Source organism: Mucilaginibacter gracilis, from assembly GCF_003633615.1.
Lineage (GTDB): Bacteria > Bacteroidota > Bacteroidia > Sphingobacteriales > Sphingobacteriaceae > Mucilaginibacter > Mucilaginibacter gracilis.
The window spans coordinates 424,886-443,157 of record NZ_RBKU01000001.1; the positions used below are offsets into that span (position 1 = coordinate 424,886).

The 18,272-nt window shown below is 40.5% G+C and carries 29 protein-coding genes; 1 reads left to right on the top strand and 28 read right to left on the bottom strand.

Annotated elements, in window-relative coordinates; all coding sequences use genetic code 11:
* Positions 1 to 21 precede the first annotated feature (21 nt).
* Positions 22 to 1,038, top strand: a complete 1,017-nt coding sequence (locus BDD43_RS01710; protein WP_147425544.1) for a hypothetical protein — start codon at positions 22 to 24, stop codon at positions 1,036 to 1,038.
* Between the two features lie 243 nt (positions 1,039 to 1,281).
* Here BDD43_RS01710 and pruA read toward each other — a convergent pair whose 3' ends face one another.
* The 28 genes from pruA to rplB form a co-directional block, all read right to left on the bottom strand.
* Entirely contained in the window at positions 1,282 to 2,919 is a 1,638-nt protein-coding gene (gene pruA / locus BDD43_RS01715; protein ID WP_121195980.1) for an L-glutamate gamma-semialdehyde dehydrogenase, read from the bottom strand.
* A gap of 103 nt (positions 2,920 to 3,022) precedes the next feature.
* Positions 3,023 to 4,399: a S41 family peptidase gene (locus BDD43_RS01720; protein WP_121195982.1), complete on the bottom strand. Its 1,377-nt coding sequence runs from the start codon at positions 4,397 to 4,399 to the stop codon at positions 3,023 to 3,025.
* 100 nt (positions 4,400 to 4,499) lie between these two features.
* Complete coding sequence (gene rplQ, locus BDD43_RS01725) at positions 4,500 to 5,051, bottom strand: 50S ribosomal protein L17 (protein ID WP_121195983.1); 552 nt, start codon at positions 5,049 to 5,051, stop codon at positions 4,500 to 4,502.
* A gap of 163 nt (positions 5,052 to 5,214) precedes the next feature.
* Positions 5,215 to 6,207 carry a DNA-directed RNA polymerase subunit alpha gene (locus BDD43_RS01730; protein ID WP_121195985.1) on the bottom strand — a complete coding sequence of 331 codons (993 nt, stop codon included), beginning with the start codon at positions 6,205 to 6,207 and terminating at the stop codon, positions 5,215 to 5,217.
* Positions 6,208 to 6,305: 98 nt separating this feature from the next.
* Positions 6,306 to 6,914: a 30S ribosomal protein S4 gene (gene rpsD, locus BDD43_RS01735; RefSeq protein WP_121195986.1), complete on the bottom strand. Its 609-nt coding sequence runs from the start codon at positions 6,912 to 6,914 to the stop codon at positions 6,306 to 6,308.
* A gap of 68 nt (positions 6,915 to 6,982) precedes the next feature.
* Positions 6,983 to 7,372, bottom strand: coding sequence for a 30S ribosomal protein S11 (rpsK, locus tag BDD43_RS01740; protein ID WP_121195988.1), 390 nt, complete (start codon positions 7,370 to 7,372; stop codon positions 6,983 to 6,985).
* 146 nt (positions 7,373 to 7,518) lie between these two features.
* Positions 7,519 to 7,896: a 30S ribosomal protein S13 gene (gene rpsM / locus BDD43_RS01745; protein ID WP_121195989.1), complete on the bottom strand. Its 378-nt coding sequence runs from the start codon at positions 7,894 to 7,896 to the stop codon at positions 7,519 to 7,521.
* Between the two features lie 67 nt (positions 7,897 to 7,963).
* On the bottom strand, positions 7,964 to 8,080 hold the full coding sequence (gene rpmJ, locus BDD43_RS01750; protein ID WP_008506259.1) for a 50S ribosomal protein L36: 117 nt from the start codon (positions 8,078 to 8,080) through the stop codon (positions 7,964 to 7,966).
* 8 nt (positions 8,081 to 8,088) lie between these two features.
* On the bottom strand, positions 8,089 to 8,307 hold the full coding sequence (gene infA / locus BDD43_RS01755; protein ID WP_008506260.1) for a translation initiation factor IF-1: 219 nt from the start codon (positions 8,305 to 8,307) through the stop codon (positions 8,089 to 8,091).
* Between the two features lie 70 nt (positions 8,308 to 8,377).
* Positions 8,378 to 9,163, bottom strand: coding sequence for a type I methionyl aminopeptidase (gene map, locus BDD43_RS01760; protein WP_121195991.1), 786 nt, complete (start codon positions 9,161 to 9,163; stop codon positions 8,378 to 8,380).
* A 7-nt stretch (positions 9,164 to 9,170) separates the two neighbouring features.
* Complete coding sequence (gene secY, locus BDD43_RS01765; protein ID WP_121195992.1) at positions 9,171 to 10,508, bottom strand: preprotein translocase subunit SecY; 1,338 nt, start codon at positions 10,506 to 10,508, stop codon at positions 9,171 to 9,173.
* Positions 10,509 to 10,514: 6 nt separating this feature from the next.
* A complete protein-coding gene (rplO, locus tag BDD43_RS01770; protein ID WP_121195993.1) occupies positions 10,515 to 10,961 on the bottom strand; it encodes a 50S ribosomal protein L15 in 447 nt (148 codons plus the stop codon).
* A gap of 4 nt (positions 10,962 to 10,965) precedes the next feature.
* Positions 10,966 to 11,145, bottom strand: a complete 180-nt coding sequence (gene rpmD / locus BDD43_RS01775) for a 50S ribosomal protein L30 (protein ID WP_121195995.1) — start codon at positions 11,143 to 11,145, stop codon at positions 10,966 to 10,968.
* 7 nt (positions 11,146 to 11,152) lie between these two features.
* Positions 11,153 to 11,671 carry a 30S ribosomal protein S5 gene (rpsE, locus tag BDD43_RS01780; RefSeq protein ID WP_008506265.1) on the bottom strand — a complete coding sequence of 173 codons (519 nt, stop codon included), beginning with the start codon at positions 11,669 to 11,671 and terminating at the stop codon, positions 11,153 to 11,155.
* A 12-nt stretch (positions 11,672 to 11,683) separates the two neighbouring features.
* The gene (rplR, locus tag BDD43_RS01785; protein ID WP_121195996.1) at positions 11,684 to 12,034 is read right to left on the bottom strand and encodes a 50S ribosomal protein L18; all 351 of its coding nucleotides are present in this window, start codon (positions 12,032 to 12,034) and stop codon (positions 11,684 to 11,686) included.
* A gap of 5 nt (positions 12,035 to 12,039) precedes the next feature.
* Complete coding sequence (gene rplF / locus BDD43_RS01790) at positions 12,040 to 12,597, bottom strand: 50S ribosomal protein L6 (protein ID WP_121195997.1); 558 nt, start codon at positions 12,595 to 12,597, stop codon at positions 12,040 to 12,042.
* A 21-nt stretch (positions 12,598 to 12,618) separates the two neighbouring features.
* Positions 12,619 to 13,017 carry a 30S ribosomal protein S8 gene (gene rpsH, locus BDD43_RS01795; RefSeq protein ID WP_121195999.1) on the bottom strand — a complete coding sequence of 133 codons (399 nt, stop codon included), beginning with the start codon at positions 13,015 to 13,017 and terminating at the stop codon, positions 12,619 to 12,621.
* 134 nt (positions 13,018 to 13,151) lie between these two features.
* On the bottom strand, positions 13,152 to 13,421 hold the full coding sequence (gene rpsN / locus BDD43_RS01800; RefSeq protein ID WP_121196000.1) for a 30S ribosomal protein S14: 270 nt from the start codon (positions 13,419 to 13,421) through the stop codon (positions 13,152 to 13,154).
* Entirely contained in the window at positions 13,414 to 13,983 is a 570-nt protein-coding gene (rplE, locus tag BDD43_RS01805) for a 50S ribosomal protein L5 (protein ID WP_121196001.1), read from the bottom strand. Before rplE ends, rpsN begins: the two co-directional genes overlap by 8 nt.
* A complete protein-coding gene (rplX, locus tag BDD43_RS01810) occupies positions 13,983 to 14,324 on the bottom strand; it encodes a 50S ribosomal protein L24 (protein ID WP_121196003.1) in 342 nt (113 codons plus the stop codon). Before rplX ends, rplE begins: the two co-directional genes overlap by 1 nt.
* 1 nt (position 14,325) lies before the next feature.
* Positions 14,326 to 14,694 carry a 50S ribosomal protein L14 gene (rplN, locus tag BDD43_RS01815; protein ID WP_008506274.1) on the bottom strand — a complete coding sequence of 123 codons (369 nt, stop codon included), beginning with the start codon at positions 14,692 to 14,694 and terminating at the stop codon, positions 14,326 to 14,328.
* 1 nt (position 14,695) lies between these two features.
* A complete protein-coding gene (gene rpsQ / locus BDD43_RS01820) occupies positions 14,696 to 14,950 on the bottom strand; it encodes a 30S ribosomal protein S17 (protein WP_008506277.1) in 255 nt (84 codons plus the stop codon).
* Between the two features lie 14 nt (positions 14,951 to 14,964).
* On the bottom strand, positions 14,965 to 15,174 hold the full coding sequence (rpmC, locus tag BDD43_RS01825; RefSeq protein WP_121196004.1) for a 50S ribosomal protein L29: 210 nt from the start codon (positions 15,172 to 15,174) through the stop codon (positions 14,965 to 14,967).
* 83 nt (positions 15,175 to 15,257) lie between these two features.
* Positions 15,258 to 15,680 carry a 50S ribosomal protein L16 gene (gene rplP / locus BDD43_RS01830; RefSeq protein WP_121196006.1) on the bottom strand — a complete coding sequence of 141 codons (423 nt, stop codon included), beginning with the start codon at positions 15,678 to 15,680 and terminating at the stop codon, positions 15,258 to 15,260.
* A 157-nt stretch (positions 15,681 to 15,837) separates the two neighbouring features.
* Positions 15,838 to 16,743, bottom strand: a complete 906-nt coding sequence (rpsC, locus tag BDD43_RS01835) for a 30S ribosomal protein S3 (RefSeq protein WP_121196008.1) — start codon at positions 16,741 to 16,743, stop codon at positions 15,838 to 15,840.
* A gap of 6 nt (positions 16,744 to 16,749) precedes the next feature.
* Positions 16,750 to 17,178 (bottom strand): 50S ribosomal protein L22, encoded by a 429-nt coding sequence (gene rplV / locus BDD43_RS01840; protein ID WP_121196009.1) that lies wholly within the window; start codon positions 17,176 to 17,178, stop codon positions 16,750 to 16,752.
* 3 nt (positions 17,179 to 17,181) lie between these two features.
* On the bottom strand, positions 17,182 to 17,448 hold the full coding sequence (rpsS, locus tag BDD43_RS01845) for a 30S ribosomal protein S19 (RefSeq protein ID WP_121196011.1): 267 nt from the start codon (positions 17,446 to 17,448) through the stop codon (positions 17,182 to 17,184).
* Positions 17,448 to 18,272, bottom strand: a complete 825-nt coding sequence (gene rplB / locus BDD43_RS01850) for a 50S ribosomal protein L2 (protein ID WP_121196013.1) — start codon at positions 18,270 to 18,272, stop codon at positions 17,448 to 17,450. Before rplB ends, rpsS begins: the two co-directional genes overlap by 1 nt.

The following is an 18,272-nucleotide window of genomic DNA, read 5'->3' on the forward strand; positions in this document are numbered from 1 at the left end:
TGGGCCGTCAAAACGAATATCATGTATATCAAAAGAATATCTTTTCCGCTGTGGACATCAATCGCCGTTATAACTCTGTTTATTTGTATTTTAATTGTCTTTGTTATTTCGAATGCATACCATCGATATGGAAGTCCATTGGCTTTGGGCATGACGATTGATATGGTCATCATTTTGCCCCTTCTCCCATTATTACTAAGTGGGCGATCCGGAGCGGCAAAATATGTTTCATCCGTATTATTCACTATCGGAATTTTATGCGCAGGACGCGTCATTCCTACCAGTGAACAGTTTTTGCTGCGTTATATAAAATACTGGATTGTTCCCATTGTAGAGTTATTAAGTGTCTCTTACTTAGTAATTAGAGTAAGAAAGGCATTAAAACATCTTGATAGTAAAGCAGATTCCTCCGGAGATTTCTACAATGAGCTAAAGAAGGTTACTTTTTCAATTATTCCGAACAAAATCGCATACGTTGTTACTTCTGAAATCGCTGTGATCTATTATCTTTTTTTTAATCACAAAAAGATGCTTTATAATGATAAGAAATTTAGCTATCATAAAGACACAGGTGCTATAGCGCTTTTTGGGGTATTAATTTTCATGGTCATTGTTGAAACTATGGCGTTTCATCTGTTGCTGGTTAGATGGAGTCCAAAGGTTGCCTGGATACTTACAGTTATTACTGCATATGCAGGCGTGCAATTATGGGGTATGACCCGTGCTTTTTTAAAACGTCCAATAGAGATTACCTCCAATTCTTTGCTGTTGCGGTATGGTTTGTTGGCAGAAACAGAAGTCCCCTTAATCAATATTCAATCTGTCGAGCTTTTGACCAAGCTGGATGATAGTGAGCCATACGTTCAACAATTATCTCCACTTAAATTATTAAATGATTTCAACGTGGTTGTCAGGCTACACCAGCCCGCAGAATTATGTTTTATTTATGGCAAAGTAAAAACATATCAGACAATTGCTTTCCACGTTGACAAGAAACAACTGTTTATAGAATGTTTAAATAGCAAGTTGGCTGTTTAAACATTCTATAAATAGTATTAATTATTATTGGCATCCTAGCTAAATTTTAACTATCCCCATCACTTATTATCGCAAGATAGATAATGTGCATAGCTAAGGATATAATGGAGTTATTTAAATCTGAAATTACTTCCACGATTATATTCATATGATATTTCAGTTTTTGAAAACTTAGAGAAACGGAATAGTCCAGCTTCTTCCAGTCTATGCTTGGGTAAATGTCTTAACTTAATGGCCGGGGGGTTACACCTCCCTATCCAAAAACGGATACCTGTAACTCTTCGGTGGGTCAAAAGTTTCTTTAATGGTTCGTGGCGATACCCAGCGCAACAAGTTTATCATCGAACCCGCTTTATCGTTTGTGCCCGAACCTCTGGCACCGCCAAAGGGCTGCTGCCCAACAACTGCTCCGGTTGGTTTGTCGTTCACATAAAAATTCCCCGCAGCGTTACGCAAGGCATGTGTAGCCTGCGCAATAGCATATCTGTCTTGCGAAATAATACAGCCAGTTAAAGCGTATATCGATGTGCTATCAATAACAGTTAAAATATCATCAAATTCGGCGTCGTTGTAAACATAAATAGTTAACACCGGGCCAAACAGCTCTTCGCGCATGGTAACATACTGAGGGTCCTGCGTAACAATTACAGTAGGTTGTATAAACCAGCCCTTACTTTTATCGTAAGTCCCGCCGGCAATAACCTCAACGCTGCTGTCGCTGTTAGCGGCGTCAATATATTTGGCCAGTTTATCAAACGATTTCTCGTCGATAACCGCATTAACAAAATTTTCAAAATTTTCAACCGGGCCAACAGTTATCCCGGCAAGCTCATTCAGCATACCCGTTTTAATGGCAGGCCATAACGATTTTGGCAGATAAGCCCTCGAAGCAGCCGAACATTTTTGTCCCTGGTATTCAAAAGCACCGCGCACCAAAGCAGTAACGGCAACATCAACATTGGCACTCGGATGAACCAGTACAAAATCTTTACCACCGGTTTCGCCAACAATGCGCGGATAGGTTTTGTATTTATGAATATTGGTACCTATGGTTTTCCATATATTCTGAAAAACCGGGGTCGATCCTGTAAAGTGTATACCCGCAAAATCCGGATGGCTAAAAATAATATCACCTGCAACAGGGCCGTCAACATAAATCAGGTTTATAACACCTGCCGGTACGCCAGCTTCAATAAAAGCCTCCATCAGCACGTTGGCAGCATATACCTGTGTATCATTAGGTTTCCATACCACAACATTACCCATCATCGCTGCCGATGTTGGCAGGTTACCGGCAATGGCCGTAAAGTTAAAAGGGGTTATGGCAAATACAAAACCTTCAAGCGGGCGTTGCTCAACGCGGTTCCATATACCTTTTGGCGATATTGGCGGCTGTTGGGCATAAATTTCGGCCATGTAACTTACGTTGAACCGCAAAAAATCAACCATCTCGCAAACCGAATCGATCTCGGCCTGGTAAGCGTTTTTTGATTGGCCCAACATGGTAGCGGCATTTATTTTTGCCCGGTACGGGCCCGAAAGTAAATCGGCAGCTTTTAAAAATATTGCAGCGCGTTCTTCCCAAGCCAAGGCTTCCCAGCCTGCTTTAGCAGCCAGGGCCGCATCAATAGCTGCGTTAACATGGCTCGCATCGCCAATATGGTAAGTAGCCAATACATGTTGATGATCGTGCGGAGGGCGTACAGTTCCGGTTTTGCCGGTGCGTACCTCTTTGCCGCCAATATACATAGGTATATCTATTTGTTTTGCGCGGCCTTCTTCCAAAGCAGCCTTTAAAGCCGCACGTTCAACACTGCGCGGCCCATAATTCAATACGGGCTCGTTTACCGGAGTTGGTATATTAAAAAATCCTTTAAGCATGTCAGTTATAATATGGCTGCAAAGATACGGATTTTGTAAATGTTGGGTATGATATCCCCTGTCTATTAACAATATCTTTACTATAATCTGATATGCCTCGCTCTTAGTTTTTTAACCATTTCACAGCAGTTAGCAACACAGCATCGGTATTGCCCGGTGCTGTGTTGCTAACTGCATAATCCGGAAGTATGGGCTGGGTATCCAGTTTGTTATTATTGGGCCTCACCCACATGGTTGTAGACGTAAAGCCCGAAAGGCCTGTTTGCGGTAAGTTAATATTGCATAGTTCGCCATAGTCATTCCCAGGTTCACCGGTTGGCTCGCCAATTAGAGTTGCCAGTTTAAAATCCTTTATAGCAGCACTAAGCATATTCGCACTCGAAAAAGTATACGGGCCAATCAAAAAGCAAGCCTTACCCTTAAATTTATACTTCAAATCCATAGGCTTGTCCAGTTCAGTGCTGCCTATTTTAAAAAAAGCGCCATTTGGTAATTTTAAAAAGTCAGTATACTGGCTTGCGTAAATATCGCGGTTGGCTTCAATATAAGTTCTAAATTGCTGGCTCACCTTCCGTTCACTTTCACCGGCCATTCTAAATGGCTTATCGGTAATGTAATTCAATAAATACCATCCCAATTGCGAATTTCCTCCTCCATTTTCGCGCAGATCAACCACCAGCTTATCAATATGTTTATGATCCAAAACTTCAAAAACCGAATCACAAAAACGCTTAAAACCGTTGTAGCTCACCATCGATTTAAAGTTGAGATAACCATATAAATCATCTTTCACAGTAAAGGTGTAAGGTTGCGTGTTGTTTGGTTTGGCTATGCTGGTATTATACTCGCTTTCGCTGATTGCATTAACACTAACCATCCCCTTAACATTATTCTCACCAATATAATTAATAAGGTATGGCTGTGTTATGCCAATAATAGGCAAGTAAAGCCTAAAAGAATTAACCGCCGACACCTTACGAAACGATTGCAAGCCACCCTTTAAAGCCGTTATCCGCTTAAATATATGCTCGGCGGCTTCGCCATTTACCGCAAGTATCTTAATTCCCTTCAGGCTATTCCCCGGCGCAAGCAGGTTGGCTATAAAATATTTCCCGTCATAACCGGTAACTTGTAAAGGAACGGTTTTAAAAGTTCCGGCTTTTAATTGCTGCCTCATTTGCTTAGGCATATTAATGCCGGTATGCCCCTCATTAATAAAAGCGGTTACCTCGGCAAAGGCCCTGTAAGCCCTTAAAACGGATAACGAATCGGGCAGTACCTTTATTAGCGAATCTACTTTAACAACCAACTGTTCCGCCGAAATATCATGATAAAGATTGGGGTGTATATCGGCAGCACTTTTCATAAAAAAGGCAATATCATCGGCTACCTGTTTTTTAGAAAACATGAGCGAATCTTGAGCGCGTACTATGGTGCCGCTTAATATAAAAAGCATTAAAAGGGTAAATATCTTTTCCATATACTAACATGACGCTTACTTTCAAAAAAAAGTTACATCACAGCACAAAAAAAGCCCCACTCAAACTGAGCAGGGCTTCTCTATCATTAAAGCGGATAAATTATGCGCCTTTTTCTTCTGTTCCTTCGGTAGCAGTTTCTTCTGGTGCTACTTCTGCAACTGGAGCATCTTCAACAACAACTGCATCATCAGCAGCAGTTACATCAGCACTACCGGCAGTTTTCGCTTTGCCAGATCCACCACGACGGCGTGTTGCTTTCTTCTCAGTTTTAACTTCACCCTTAGTGTATACAGTGTTGTAGTCAACCAGTTCAATAATCGCCATCGAAGCGTTATCACCTAAACGGTTTTCTAACTTAACAATACGGGTATAACCTCCTGGGCGATCGGCTATTTTAACAGCAACATCGCGGAATAATTCGGCAACGATGTCTTTGTCTTGCAAATAACTAAATACAGTACGACGAGAGTGCGTAGTATCGTTTTTAGCTTTTGTTAAAATTGGCTCAACATAAATACGTAATGCTTTTGCTTTTGCCAATGTTGTAGTAATACGCTTGTATTGAATAAGCGATGAGGCCATGTTTGCCAACATTGCCTTTCTGTGGCTGTCGGTTCTGCCTAAATGGTTAACTTTTCTTCCGTGTCTCATTGTGTTTTGATTTTTTTCACGTTACATACCGTTGGGGATAAAATAAATCAACCCTCGGAATTATGCGCTCGCTTATTTCTATTGTTATTATTAAGTATCAGGTACTTAGTATCAAAATGCGCAAATACTTGCTACTCAATACTAACTACTTGATACTGTTTTATTATTCTTCGTCTAACTTAAATTTCGACAAGTTCATACCAAAAGATAAGCCTTTTGATTTAACCAGGTCCTGAATTTCAGTTAATGATTTTTTACCAAAGTTTCTGAATTTCAACATATCAGCAACATCGTACGATACCAGGTCGGCCAGGCTGCGTATATCGGCAGCTTTTAAGCAATTTAATGCACGAACCGAAAGATCCAAATCAACTAATTCAGTTTTAAGTATTTTACGCATGTGTAAAATTTCCTCGTCAACTTCTTTAGTTTCTTCTTTAGCCTGCGCTTCAAGCATCATATTCTCATCGCTGAAAAGCATAAAGTGCTGTATCAAAATTTTGGCAGCTTCCTTTAACGCATCTTCCGGATGAACCGAACCATCGGTAGCAATATCTAAAACCAATTTTTCATAATCGGTTTTTTGCTCAACGCGATAGTTTTCGATAGTGTATTTTACGTTTTTAATGGGTGTGTAAATCGAATCGATTGCGATAACACCAACCATTGCATCAGGATTTTTATTCTCTTCACTCGGAACGTAACCACGGCCTTTAGCAACCGTAATTTCAATCTCCAAAGTAACAGACGAATCCATGTTGCAAATAACCAAATCCGGGTTTAAAACGGTAAAGTTGTTTGAAAACTTAGTGATATCACCGGCACTGAAAGTATCCTGACCATTGATGATCACAAATATCTTTTCAGAATCGCCAGACTCACCGCTTTTCTTCATACGAACTTGCTTTAAGTTCAGTATAATTTCGGTAACATCTTCAACCACACCTTTAATGGTCGAAAACTCATGGTTAACCCCCGAAAAACGAACAGAAGTGATCGCATAACCTTCCAGTGATGAAAGTAAGATACGACGTAAAGCATTACCAATGGTTATCCCGAATCCTGGCTCTAACGGACGAAATTCAAACGTACCATCAAAATCAGTTGATTTCTGCATGATAACCTTATCTGGTTTCTGAAATGCTAATATTGCCATTTATATCCTGTGTTTTTTGTTTACTAATTGGATGAATTAAACCGGAAAAATGATTAACTGTTTTGAGTTAATCATTTTTCCGGATAAGTATCATTATATTATTTTGAGTACAACTCGACGATTAAGTTTTCCTTAATGTTTTCTGGAATTTCGTCGCGGTTCGGATAGTTTAAAAACTTACCTGTTAAGCTAGATGGATCCCATTCTAACCAGCTATGTTTATTAATCCTTCTTCCTGCAACCGAAGTTGTAATTGCTTCCATTGTTTTTGATTTCTCACGTACAGCAATCACGTCGCCAGCTTTTAAAGCGTACGAAGCAATATTTACTACTTCGCCATTAACAGTGATGTGTTTGTGGCCAACAAGCTGGCGTGCGCCAGAACGTGTTGGAGCAATACCTAAACGGTAAACTGCGTTATCTAAACGGGCTTCTAAAAACTTCAACAAGTTTTCGCCTGTAATACCTTCTTTAGATGAAGCGCGGTGAAACAGGTTTTCAAATTGTTTCTCCAATACACCATAAGTGTATTTTACTTTTTGTTTCTCCATCAACTGAGTTGAATACTCAGATTGTTTTCCTCTTCTTTTTGAGGCACCGTGCATTCCCGGTGGATAGTTTTTTCTTTCTAACGCTTTATCAGGACCGAAAATTGGTTCTCTGAAACGGCGCGCAATCTTGGATTTTGGACCTGTGTACCTTGCCATTGTTGTGTTGTTTTAAAGTATCTAACAGCCCGCAGCCGTAGAATCTTAGCTTTAAACGATTTGATTAATTAAACTCTTCTTCTTTTAGAAGGACGACAGCCATTGTGCGGCAGCGGAGTGATGTCCCTTATAGTGGTAACTTCAATACCTGCAGTTTGCAAAGTACGGATAGCTGATTCACGACCAGAACCCGGGCCTTTAACAAAAACTTCTACCTTGCGTAAGCCTAAATCATAAGCTGTTTTGCCGCAATCAGAAGCCGCTTGTCCGGCTGCATAAGGAGTATTTTTCTTCGAACCCTTAAAACCCATTTTACCGGCAGATGACCACGAAATGGCTTGTCCGTTTTTGTTGGTTAGGGTAATGATGATATTATTGAAGGTAGCGTTAATGTGTGCCTCGCCAATTGGCTCAACAATTACAATACGCTTTTTGGTTACTTTTTTAGTCTTAGCCATTTTCTTTTTTAGATTGTTAGATACGAGACTTGAGATGTGAGCCATTGCTCCAACCCGGCACTCTTACCTTGTTTTTATCTTCTCTATTCCAGATCGGGATGCTCAAAAGATATTTATCATATCTCACATCTCGTATCCATCAATTATTACTTGGTAGCCTTTTTCTTGTTAGCAACAGTCTTACGTTTACCTTTACGGGTACGTGAGTTGTTTTTAGTGCGCTGGCCACGTAACGGTAAACCTTTACGATGACGGGTACCACGGTAGCAACCAATATCCATTAAACGTTTGATGTTCAATTGAACTTCCGAACGTAAGGCACCTTCTACCTTAATGCGCTCGTTGATGATACCACGAATGTTGGTTAACTGCTCATCGGTCCAGTCTTGTACTTTAGTATTAAAGTCGATACCAGCTTCGGTTAAAATACCTTGGGCTGTGGTACGGCCTACACCAAAAATGTAAGTAAGTCCGATTTCTCCGCGTTTGTTTTTTGGTAAATCAATACCTGCAATCCTTGCCATATTTATTATTTGTTTTCAAGTAAGACCGAACGGCGGGCCACCGTTGTACGGATCATTACGATTTAAATTATCCCTGACGTTGTTTGTACTTAGGGTTCTTCTTGTTAATAACGTAAAGTTTCCCCTTGCGACGTATGATCTTGCAATCAGCGCTACGTTTTTTTATTGATGCTCTAACTTTCATCTCTTTGTTTATTTGTATCTGTAGGTTATTCTTCCTTTTGTTAAATCGTAAGGGCTCATTTCAAGTTTCACTCTGTCGCCAGGTAATATTTTGATATAGTGCATACGCATTTTACCAGAAATATGTGCAATAATCTCATGGCCGTTTTCTAATTCAACCCTGAACATTGCATTTGATAATGCTTCCTTTATTGTACCGTCTTGTTCAATCGAGGCTTGTTTAGCCATATATTACTGATTTATATACAATTATCCGCCTTAAAAGCGGGATGCAAAAGTAAATAAATTATTTTATATTTTACTCTTTTTTACTTAAAATATCTTCTATATACGAAAATGTTGAAAGTATATCTGCCTTACCCTTGCTAATGGCCACCGTATGCTCATAATGTGCTGATACTTTGCCGTCAATGGTCGATACCGTCCATCCATCGTCCCAAAACCTAACTCCGGCTCTGCCAGCGTTAATCATAGGCTCAATGGCTATAACCATACCTTCTTCCAGCTTAATACCAGCTCCTCTTTTGCCGTAATTTGGCACCTCCGGCTTTTCATGCAACCGGGTGCCAACACCGTGGCCAACCAGCTCCTTAACAACGCCAAAATTATTTTTTTCAGCGTGCTCTTGCACTGCATAACCAATATCGCCAATACGCAAGCCGGCAACCGCTTTATCAATGCCCAAAACCAAACATTCTTTGGTAACCTGCATCAACAATTTAGTTTGCTCGCTAACCTCACCTATAGCAAATGTATAGGCCGAATCGCCATAATACTTGTGTTTTACCACACCACAATCTACAGACACCAGATCACCCTCAACCAACACATGGTTACTCGGGAAACCATGTACAACCTGGTTATTGAGTGAAATACAAAGAGAATACGGAAAACCGTTATAGTTTAAAAATGCAGGAACCCCACCGTTATCACGAATAAAGGTTTCTGCAAGTTTATTAAGTTCTATGGTCTTTACACCTGGCCCTATTACCTTAGCTACCTCGCCAAGTGTTTTAGATACCAGTAAGGAGCTCTCTCTTATCAGCTCTATCTCCTCAGCCGACCTATAATTAATTTTAGACATTAGGCTATTATATTGCCGGAGGCGTTGTACCTGCTGCAGTAGGGATAGCCGTACGTCCTTGTATTCTTCCGGTTTTCATCAAACCATCGTAATGACGCATCAATAAATGACTTTCTATCTGTTGCAAAGTATCTAACACAACACCTACCAAAATTATTAGTGATGTTCCACCAAAAAAGCGCGCAAACGGGCCATATACCTGGAACATAGCTGCAATAGCCGGCAATATGGCTATGATAGCTAAAAATATCGAACCAGGTAAGGTAATTTTTGATATCACACCATCAATATAATCGGCAGTTGATTTACCTGGTTTAATACCTGGTATAAAGCCACCGTTCTTTTTCATATCATCAGCCATTTGGTTAGGATTAACCGTAATAGCCGTATAAAAATAAGTGAAGATGATAATCAATATCGCAAACATCAAATTATGCCCCCATGAGGTATAATCAGATAGTGCAATTAAAATACCGCTCGATGCTATCTTAGGGAAAAACTGCGATATCATTCCTGGGATAAACATTAAAGCCTGGGCAAATATAATTGGCATAACACCGGCTGCATTAACTTTTAAAGGTATGTACTGCCTAACACCACCATATTGCTTATTGCCAACTATACGTTTTGCGTACTGCACAGCAATTTTGCGGGTACCCTGTACTATTAATATAGTGAACATTACAACAGCTATTAAAGCTATAATTTCAACTATAAAAGCAAATGGGCCGCCAATACCGTTAACACGGGACGAAAATTCCTTAATCAACGCATCAGGCAATTGTGCAATGATACCCACCATAATAATTAGCGATATACCGTTACCAATACCTTTATCAGTGATTTTTTCACCCAACCACATTACAAATAATGTACCTGCGGTTAATACAAATACCGATAAAATGGTAAAGTATGGCTCAGGTATTAATTTGGTGCTAACCTGTGAACTTACATAGCCAATGGCTTGTAAAGCAGTTATACCAATAGTTAGGTAACGCGTCCATTGGTTAAGTTTGTTACGTCCGCTTTCACCTTCCTTTTGCAATTTAGTAAAATACGGAACTGCAATACCCAATAACTGCACCACAATTGAAGCGGAAATATAAGGCATTACACCTAAGGCAAAAATAGACTCGCGCGAAAACGAACCGCCCGCAAACATGTTAAGAAGGCCCATCAGACCTTCTTTACCTTTTTGATTGGTTAGTGATGCCGGGTCAACCCCAGGCAACACCACGAATGAACCTACACGATAAATAAGAAGAAATAAGGTTGTGTTGATAATACGCACCCTTAAATCTTCTATCTTCCAGATATTGGATAAAGTTTCGAAAAATTTCTTCATTGAAATTTATAACTTAACGATGGAACCGCCTGCTGCTTCAATTGCTTTTTGCGCAGTGGCCGAAAATGCATGTGCTGTAACTTCTAACTTAGCCTTTAATTCGCCACGACCCAATACTTTCACTAAGTCGTTTCTCGATACCAAACCATGTTCTTTCAGGGTATCAAAATTAACTGTTGTGATGTTATATTGTTCGGCCAAACCTTGCAGAGCATCTAAGTTTACACTTACATATTCAACGCGGTTAGCGTTTTTAAAGCCCACCTTAGGCACACGGCGTTGTAATGGCATCTGGCCACCTTCAAAACCAACTTTGGTTGAAGTACCAGAGCGTGAGCCGGCACCTTTGTGGCCGCGTGTTGATGTACCACCACGACCTGAACCGGTACCACGACCGATTCTTTTTCTATTTTTAGTAGAACCTTCTGCAGGTTTCAGATTACTTAAATTCATAACATTAAATGTTTTCTACTGCTACCAAATGATTTACTTTCCTAACCATGCCGATGATAGCTGCATTAGCCTCAACTTCTACACTATGGTTGATCCTTTTCAAACCTAATGCTTCGATGGTTCTTTTCTGGCGCTCACTTCTATCGATCACGCTCTTAATCTGTGTTATTTTGATTTTTGCCATGATCTGATTATCCGTTAAATACTTTACCTAAACTAACGCCACGGTGTTGAGCTACAGTATAAGCATCGCGCATTTGCGATAATGCCGAAACTGTTGCCTTTACCACGTTGTGGGGGTTTGATGAACCTTTTGATTTTGCTAATACATTATGCACACCTGCCGATTCTAAAACCGCACGCATCGCACCACCTGCTATAACACCGGTACCATTTGCAGCAGGCTTTAAAAATACAAAACCTCCCGAAAACTTACCTATCTGCTCATGAGGTATAGTGTTGTTAATAATCGGAACCTTTACCAGGTTCTTCTTTGCATCATCAATACCTTTGGCAATTGCCTCGGTTACTTCTTTCGCTTTACCTAAACCGTAACCTACTATGCCATTCTCATCTCCTACTACCACAATGGCAGAGAAACTGAAAGTACGACCACCCTTGGTTACCTTGGCTACACGTTGGATGCTAACCAAACGATCCTTTAATTCGATCTCGCTTGATTTTACTCTTTTTATATTAATAGTTGACATCTCTTCTTGTAATTAAAAAATTAAACCACCTTCACGTGCACCTTCGGCTAACGACTTAACGCGACCATGATACAAATATCCGTTTCTATCGAAAACCACTTGCTTAATACCGGCAGCTACAGCTTTTTCGGCAACCATTTTACCTACCGCTACCGATTGGTCAGACTTGCTGCCTGTTGTAGCAAACTCTTTTGATAATGATGATGCCGATACCAGTGTTTTACCGGTTACATCGTCAATGATCTGAGCATAGATACCTTTGTTGCTTCTGTACACTGACAAGCGCGGACGCTCTGAAGAACCTGAAAGACGTTTTCTGATCCCTTTCCTAATTCTGTCTCTTCTTGATAATTTACCTGTCATGACGCTTATTTTTTAGATGCTGATTTACCTGCTTTTCTTCTCAATATCTCGCCAACAAACTTGATACCTTTACCTTTATAAGGCTCTGGTGCACGTAACGAGCGTATTTTCGCTGCAACTTGTCCAATCAGTTGTTTATCAGTTGATTCCAGGATGATGATCGGGTTTTTACCTTTTTCAGCAGTGGTTGTAACTTTAATTTCTTTTGGTAATTCAAATACATAATGGTGAGAAAATCCCAACACTAAATCTAAAGTATTACCTACATTGGTTGCACGGTAACCTACACCTACAAGTTCTTGTTGAATTTTGTAGCCTTCTGTTACACCAACAACCATATTATTAATTAATGCGCGGTATAAACCGTGCAATGCTTTATGACGTTTTTGTTCCGACGGACGTTGTACTGTTAATTGTCCACCTTCCACAGCGATAGTAATATCTGTATCAACTGCCTGGAATAATTCACCTTTAGGGCCTTTTACTGTAACTACGTTATCATCAGATACGGTAACAGTAACGCCTGCCGGGATTGCGATTGGAGCTTTTCCTACTCTTGACATTTTCTTGTTCTCCTTATTTGATTAATAAACGTAACACATAACCTCGCCACCAATATTTTGGGCGCGGGCCTCTTTATCACTCATAACACCTTTTGATGTTGAAACGATGGCAATGCCTAAACCGTTCAATACCCTTGGCATATTAGCAGTACCTGCATATTTACGCAAACCTGGCTTGCTGATACGTGATATGTTACGTATAGCTGATATTTTAGTTATCGGGTGGTATTTCAAAGCTATCTTGATGATGCCTTGAGGACCATTGTCTTCAAACTTAAAGTTTGCGATGTAACCTTTATCAAAAAGCACTTTCGTGATCTCTTTTTTAAGGTTTGATGCAGGAATTTCAACAACCCTGTGGTTGGCTTTAATAGCATTCCTTACTCGTGTAAGATAATCTGCAATTGGATCTGTATTCATTATTGTTGTTTATGATGGTGGTTTCGTTCCGGCACATCCGGCCGACCTTCCATCGGTTAATATTCAATTCAAAATTCAAAAGTAAAAATTCAAAAAACCAAAGCTTTTGAATTTTTACTTTTGAATTCTCTTTTTTACCAGCTAGCTTTCTTTACTCCCGGAATTTTACCGGCTAAAGCCATTTCGCGGAATGTAACACGCGAAATACCAAACTGGCGCATATAACCACGCGGACGGCCGGTTAATTTGCAACGGTTGTGCAACTTTACCGGAGATGCTGCTTTTGGCAACTTGTCCAGGCCTATAAAATCACCAGCGGCTTTTAAAGCTGCTCTTTTTTCAGCGTATTTAGCTACTATTCTGGCACGTTTAACTTCACGTGCTTTTACACCTTCTTTAGCCATTGTTGGTTGGAGTTTGATTTTTAAATGGTAAACCAAATTGTTTAAGCAATTCTAATGCTTCAACATCATTTTGAGCCGAGGTTACAAAAGTAATATCCATACCCATAATCTTGTTGATTTTGTCAATGTTGATTTCGGGGAATATAATTTGCTCAGTAATACCTAAAGTATAGTTACCACGGCCATCAAAACCTTTATCATTAATACCCTTGAAATCGCGGATACGTGGCAACGCCACAGCAATCAAACGATCCAAAAATTCATACATATTGTTATCACGTAAAGTAACACGTACACCAACCGGCATATTTTTACGTAACTTAAAGTTTGATATATCTTTTTTAGATTTTGATGCAACTGCCTGCTGGCCTGTAATGGTTGTCATTTCGTTAATGGCAACATCAATCAGCTTTTTATCAGTAGTAGCAGCACCAACACCCTGGTTGATAGCAATTTTTTCCAGTTTAGGAACCTGCATTACGCTCTTGTACTGAAATTTTTCTTTCATTGCAGTACGGATCTCGTCCTTGTATTTCGATTTTAATCTTGGTACGTAAGTCATTACTTAATTTCCTCCCCTGATATTTTTGCTACTCTAACCAATTTACCGTCAGCATTCTTTATCCTTCCAACGCGAGTAGGTTTTCCCGATTTCGGGTCAACCAACATTACGTTAGATATATGTAAAGCTGCTTCTTGTTTAATAATACCACCATTAGGGCTGGCAGCATTAGGTTTAGTATGTTTTGATACCATATTAGCACCTTCAACCAAAACGCGGCTTTTTGATACCAATACTTCTATAACTTTTCCTTGTGAACCTTTTGAATCTCCGGCAATAACCTTAACAAGGTCACCCTTTTTGATCTTCAATTTCGGTTGCGTATTTTTCTTTCTTTCCATTTTACAATACCTCCGGTGCTAATGATACAATTTTCATGAATTGTTTTTCACGCAACTCTCTTGCAACTGGTCCAAAAATACGGGTACCTCTCGGTTCGTCCTGGTTGTTTAACAAAACGGCTGCGTTATCGTCGAAACGAATATATGAACCATCCTTCCTGCGGATCTCTTTCTTGGTTCTAACTACTACGGCTTTAGATACTGTACCTTTTTTAATATTGCCAGAAGGTATAGCACTCTTTACGGTAACAACAATTTTATCGCCAATTGAGGCGTATCTTTTTCCTGTTCCGCCTAATACACGGATAACTAAAACTTCTTTAGCTCCGCTGTTATCGGCAACATTTAATCTCGATTCCTGTTGTACCATCTTATTTAGCCCTTTCTAAAATTTGTACTAATCTCCAGTTTTTGCTCTTGCTCAACGGACGGGTTTCCATAATCAATACGGTATCGCCAATACCACAGGTATTAGTCTCGTCATGAGCCATAAATTTGGTAGTTTTCTTCACAAACTTACCATAGATGGGGTGCTTCACCTTCCGTTCAACAGCTACAACGATGGATTTTTCCATCTTATTGCTAACTACCAAACCGGTACGTGTTTTTCTTAAATTTCTTTCCATTTCAATTCTAAAAATTAATTCTTTTCAGAAGCAGACGCCGCTTTGCGCTTGGTTAATTCAGTATTTAAACGAGCAATATCCTTTCTTACTTTGGTAATACGGGTAGGGTTTTCAATTGCCGAAACCGCATGCGCAAATTTTAATTTGGTTATGTTGGCTCTTTCTTCCCCGATCCTCGCAGTAAGTTCTTCGGTTGATAGCTCTAAAATTTCTGAGTTCTTCATTTTCTTGTTAATTATATGTTATGATTGCCAAGTTGCGTTAGTCTACTGATAAGAGGCAACTCCCAATTGATAACCTGTTTTTGTTATTCTTCTACGTAATCCCTACGTAACACAAATTTTGTTTGCACCGGTAATTTTGCTGCTGCAAGGCGCAAAGCCTCTTTAGCAGTTTCCAAAGGCACACCTTCGGCTTCGAAGATGATGCGGCCTGGTCTAACCACTGCTACCCAATATTCAGGAGCACCTTTACCTTTACCCATACGTACCTCTGCTGGTTTTTTAGTAACCGGCTTGTCTGGAAATATACGTATCCATACCTGGCCTTCACGTTTCATGAAACGTGTTACAGCGATACGGGCAGCCTCGATTTGACGACTGGTTATCCAGGCGGCTTCGAGTGATTTGATACCGAATGAACCGAATGATAGCTCTGCACCACGACTGGCCAGGCCATTCATTCTGCCTTTTTGCATCTTTCTGAACTTCGTTCTTTTTGGCTGTAGCATTTTTTTTTAGTATTGAGATATGGGATTTTAGATTTGAGATATTAATCTCGCCCTCTATAGTCCCGTATCTTGTTATTTATTGTTAATCGTAGTTTTAAAAGCGGATCAGAAATGTTTTCCAAAATCTGATATCTCACGTCTAATATCTACCTAAATATTATCTCTTTCCGGCCGGGCGGCTTCCACCTGCACCTTGACCGCCTGGGCGATTACCTCCGCCTTGACCACCTGGACGATTACCTCCGCCTTGGCCACCCGGACGGCTGTTACCGCCACCTTGACCACCGCGTCTGTCATTACCTGGGCCGCCTGCACGACGCTCACCACCACCTCTTCTATCATTTCCACCACGGTCGCCGTATGCTGCTGCACCTTCTGGCCTGCCGCCTTTACCGCTGCTGCTGCTTGTACCACCAATGTTTGGAGATAAATCGCGTTTGCCGTAAACTTCGCCTTTGCAAATCCAAACCTTTACACCTATTTTACCATAGGTAGTTAAAGCCTCGGCTAAAGCATAGTCAATGTCTGCACGGAAAGTGTGCAAAGGAATTCTTCCTTCTTTATATTGCTCGCTACGTGCCATTTCAGCACCGCCTAAACGGCCAGATGTCATGATCTTGATTCCTTCAGCACCCATTCTCATGGTTGAAGCAATTGTAGTTTTCATGGCACGACGGAATGATATACGTGCTTCAAGTTGTTTAGCTATACCTTCTGCTACTAATTGTGCATCAAGCTCAGGGCGTTTAATTTCGAAGATGTTAATTTGAACGTCCTTTTTAGTCAGTTTCTTTAACTCTTCTTTAATTTTATCAACCTCTGCGCCACCTTTACCAATTACAATACCCGGGCGGGCAGTGTGTATAGTTACGGTGATGCGTTTTAAAGTACGCTCAATAACCACTTTTGATACACCGCCTTTAGCGATACGTACCGAAATATATTTGCGGATCTTTTCGTCTTCAACTAATTTATCGGAGTAGTTGTTGCCACCGAACCAGTTAGAATCCCAACCTCTGATGATTCCTAAACGGTTACCTATTGGATGTGCTTTTTGTCCCATTTTAAATTAGTTGTTATCGTTTTTACTGTCAACAATTAGGGTAACGTGGTTTGAACGTTTCCTGATACGGTATCCTCTTCCTTGCGGAGCAGGGCGTAATCTTTTTAATTGACGGCCACCACCTACAGAGATTTCTTTTACAAATAAACCGCTGTCTTCAACGCGTTTACCTTCGTTTTTAGCTTCCCAGTTTTTTATGGCTGATAATAATAATTTCTCAACCCTGATAGCAGCTTCTTTGTTGGTATACTTTAATATGTATAAAGCTTTCTCTACTTTTTCGCCGCGGATCAAATCAACCACCAAACGCATTTTGCGTGGTGAAGTTGGGCAGTCTTGTAATTTAGCTATAGAAGCACCTCCAGTAAGTGCCTTCGCAGCTTCCTTTTGTTGTCTAACTAAGACTGATTTTTTAATTTTAGTTGTTGCTTCCATGCCTTATTTTTTCTTTTCTGCGTGACCACGGAATGTACGGGTTGGAGCAAATTCTCCCAACTTGTGTCCAACCATGTTTTCTGTTACATACACCGGTATAAACTTGTTACCATTGTGTACTGCGAACGTATGACCAACGAAATCAGGAGATATCATGGAACGACGCGACCAGGTTTTAACTACCGATTTTTTGCTTGTATCATTCAAGGTCAGAACTTTTCTTTCCAGGTTATGATCAATATAAGGTCCTTTTTTAATTGAACGTGCCATTATTTCTTCCTTCTTTCAATGATATAACGATCAGATGATTTCTTTTTGTCGCGGGTTTTAAAGCCTTTAGCTAATAAACCTTTGCGTGAGCGTGGGTGACCACCTGAGGCTCTACCCTCACCACCACCCATAGGGTGATCTACCGGGTTCATGGCTACACCACGAACTCTTGGACGACGACCTAACCAGCGTTTACGGCCAGCTTTACCTAACACTTCGTTTGCTTTGTCTCCGTTAGAAACTGTACCGATAGTTGCCATACAAGTAAGCAATATCATACGGGTTTCGCCCGAAGGCAATTTGATAATGGCATATTTACCATCACGAGCCGATAGCTGTGCGTAAGTACCTGCCGAACGGGCAATAGTACCACCTTGGCCTGGGTTCAACTCAATGTTGTGGATGATAGAACCTAAGGGGATGTTTTTTAGCGGAAGGCTGTTACCAACTTCTGGAGCTGATTTTTCGCCCGATACTACAACTTGCCCTACAGTTAGTCCTTCCGGAGCTATCATGTAACGTTTTTCGCCATCAACATAATGCAATAATGCAATACGTGCCGAACGGTTTGGATCGTACTCGATAGTTGCAACCTTTGCAGGGATATCAAACTTATCGCGTTTAAAATCGATCAACCTATATGATTGTTTGTGGCCACCACCAAGGTAGCGCATGGTCATTTTACCATCGTGGTTACGACCGCCTGATCTTTTGTGAGACATCACCAACGTTTTTTCAGGAACGTTTGTTGTGATATCCGAGTTATCGGCACCTACCCTGAAACGGGTACCGGGAGTAACCGGTTTAAATCTTTTAACTGCCAT

What these genes read in the sequence shown, in the direction of transcription:
- rpsH (WP_121195999.1), bottom strand. Translation starts at nt 13,017, where the DNA reads ATGAATACAGATCCAATTGCAGATTATCTTACACGAGTAAGGAATGCT.
- infA (WP_008506260.1), bottom strand. Translation starts at nt 8,307, where the DNA reads ATGGCTAAACAAGCCTCGATTGAACAAGACGGTACAATAAAGGAAGCA.
- rpsM (WP_121195989.1), bottom strand. Translation starts at nt 7,896, where the DNA reads ATGGCAAGGATTGCAGGTATTGATTTACCAAAAAACAAACGCGGAGAA.
- rplE (WP_121196001.1), bottom strand. Translation starts at nt 13,983, where the DNA reads ATGACTTACGTACCAAGATTAAAATCGAAATACAAGGACGAGATCCGT.
- BDD43_RS01710 (WP_147425544.1), top strand. Translation starts at nt 22, where the DNA reads ATGTATATCAAAAGAATATCTTTTCCGCTGTGGACATCAATCGCCGTT.
- rplB (WP_121196013.1), bottom strand. Translation starts at nt 18,272, where the DNA reads ATGGCAGTTAAAAGATTTAAACCGGTTACTCCCGGTACCCGTTTCAGG.
- rpmJ (WP_008506259.1), bottom strand. Translation starts at nt 8,080, where the DNA reads ATGAAAGTTAGAGCATCAATAAAAAAACGTAGCGCTGATTGCAAGATC.
- secY (WP_121195992.1), bottom strand. Translation starts at nt 10,508, where the DNA reads ATGAAGAAATTTTTCGAAACTTTATCCAATATCTGGAAGATAGAAGAT.
- rplQ (WP_121195983.1), bottom strand. Translation starts at nt 5,051, where the DNA reads ATGAGACACGGAAGAAAAGTTAACCATTTAGGCAGAACCGACAGCCAC.
- rplF (WP_121195997.1), bottom strand. Translation starts at nt 12,597, where the DNA reads ATGTCAAGAGTAGGAAAAGCTCCAATCGCAATCCCGGCAGGCGTTACT.
- rplX (WP_121196003.1), bottom strand. Translation starts at nt 14,324, where the DNA reads ATGGAAAGAAAGAAAAATACGCAACCGAAATTGAAGATCAAAAAGGGT.
- rplO (WP_121195993.1), bottom strand. Translation starts at nt 10,961, where the DNA reads ATGAATTTAAGTAATCTGAAACCTGCAGAAGGTTCTACTAAAAATAGA.
- rpsQ (WP_008506277.1), bottom strand. Translation starts at nt 14,950, where the DNA reads ATGGAAAGAAATTTAAGAAAAACACGTACCGGTTTGGTAGTTAGCAAT.
- rplR (WP_121195996.1), bottom strand. Translation starts at nt 12,034, where the DNA reads ATGACAGGTAAATTATCAAGAAGAGACAGAATTAGGAAAGGGATCAGA.
- rpsS (WP_121196011.1), bottom strand. Translation starts at nt 17,448, where the DNA reads ATGGCACGTTCAATTAAAAAAGGACCTTATATTGATCATAACCTGGAA.
- rplN (WP_008506274.1), bottom strand. Translation starts at nt 14,694, where the DNA reads ATGGTACAACAGGAATCGAGATTAAATGTTGCCGATAACAGCGGAGCT.
- rplP (WP_121196006.1), bottom strand. Translation starts at nt 15,680, where the DNA reads ATGCTACAGCCAAAAAGAACGAAGTTCAGAAAGATGCAAAAAGGCAGA.
- rpmD (WP_121195995.1), bottom strand. Translation starts at nt 11,145, where the DNA reads ATGGCAAAAATCAAAATAACACAGATTAAGAGCGTGATCGATAGAAGT.
- rpsK (WP_121195988.1), bottom strand. Translation starts at nt 7,372, where the DNA reads ATGGCTAAGACTAAAAAAGTAACCAAAAAGCGTATTGTAATTGTTGAG.
- rplV (WP_121196009.1), bottom strand. Translation starts at nt 17,178, where the DNA reads ATGGAAGCAACAACTAAAATTAAAAAATCAGTCTTAGTTAGACAACAA.
- rpsC (WP_121196008.1), bottom strand. Translation starts at nt 16,743, where the DNA reads ATGGGACAAAAAGCACATCCAATAGGTAACCGTTTAGGAATCATCAGA.
- rpsE (WP_008506265.1), bottom strand. Translation starts at nt 11,671, where the DNA reads ATGTCAACTATTAATATAAAAAGAGTAAAATCAAGCGAGATCGAATTA.
- rpsD (WP_121195986.1), bottom strand. Translation starts at nt 6,914, where the DNA reads ATGGCAAGGTACACAGGTCCAAAATCCAAGATTGCGCGCCGTTTCAGA.
- pruA (WP_121195980.1), bottom strand. Translation starts at nt 2,919, where the DNA reads ATGCTTAAAGGATTTTTTAATATACCAACTCCGGTAAACGAGCCCGTA.
- map (WP_121195991.1), bottom strand. Translation starts at nt 9,163, where the DNA reads ATGTCTAAAATTAATTATAGGTCGGCTGAGGAGATAGAGCTGATAAGA.
- BDD43_RS01730 (WP_121195985.1), bottom strand. Translation starts at nt 6,207, where the DNA reads ATGGCAATATTAGCATTTCAGAAACCAGATAAGGTTATCATGCAGAAA.
- rpmC (WP_121196004.1), bottom strand. Translation starts at nt 15,174, where the DNA reads ATGAAGAACTCAGAAATTTTAGAGCTATCAACCGAAGAACTTACTGCG.
- BDD43_RS01720 (WP_121195982.1), bottom strand. Translation starts at nt 4,399, where the DNA reads ATGGAAAAGATATTTACCCTTTTAATGCTTTTTATATTAAGCGGCACC.
- rpsN (WP_121196000.1), bottom strand. Translation starts at nt 13,421, where the DNA reads ATGGCTAAAGAAGGTGTAAAAGCACGTGAAGTTAAACGTGCCAGAATA.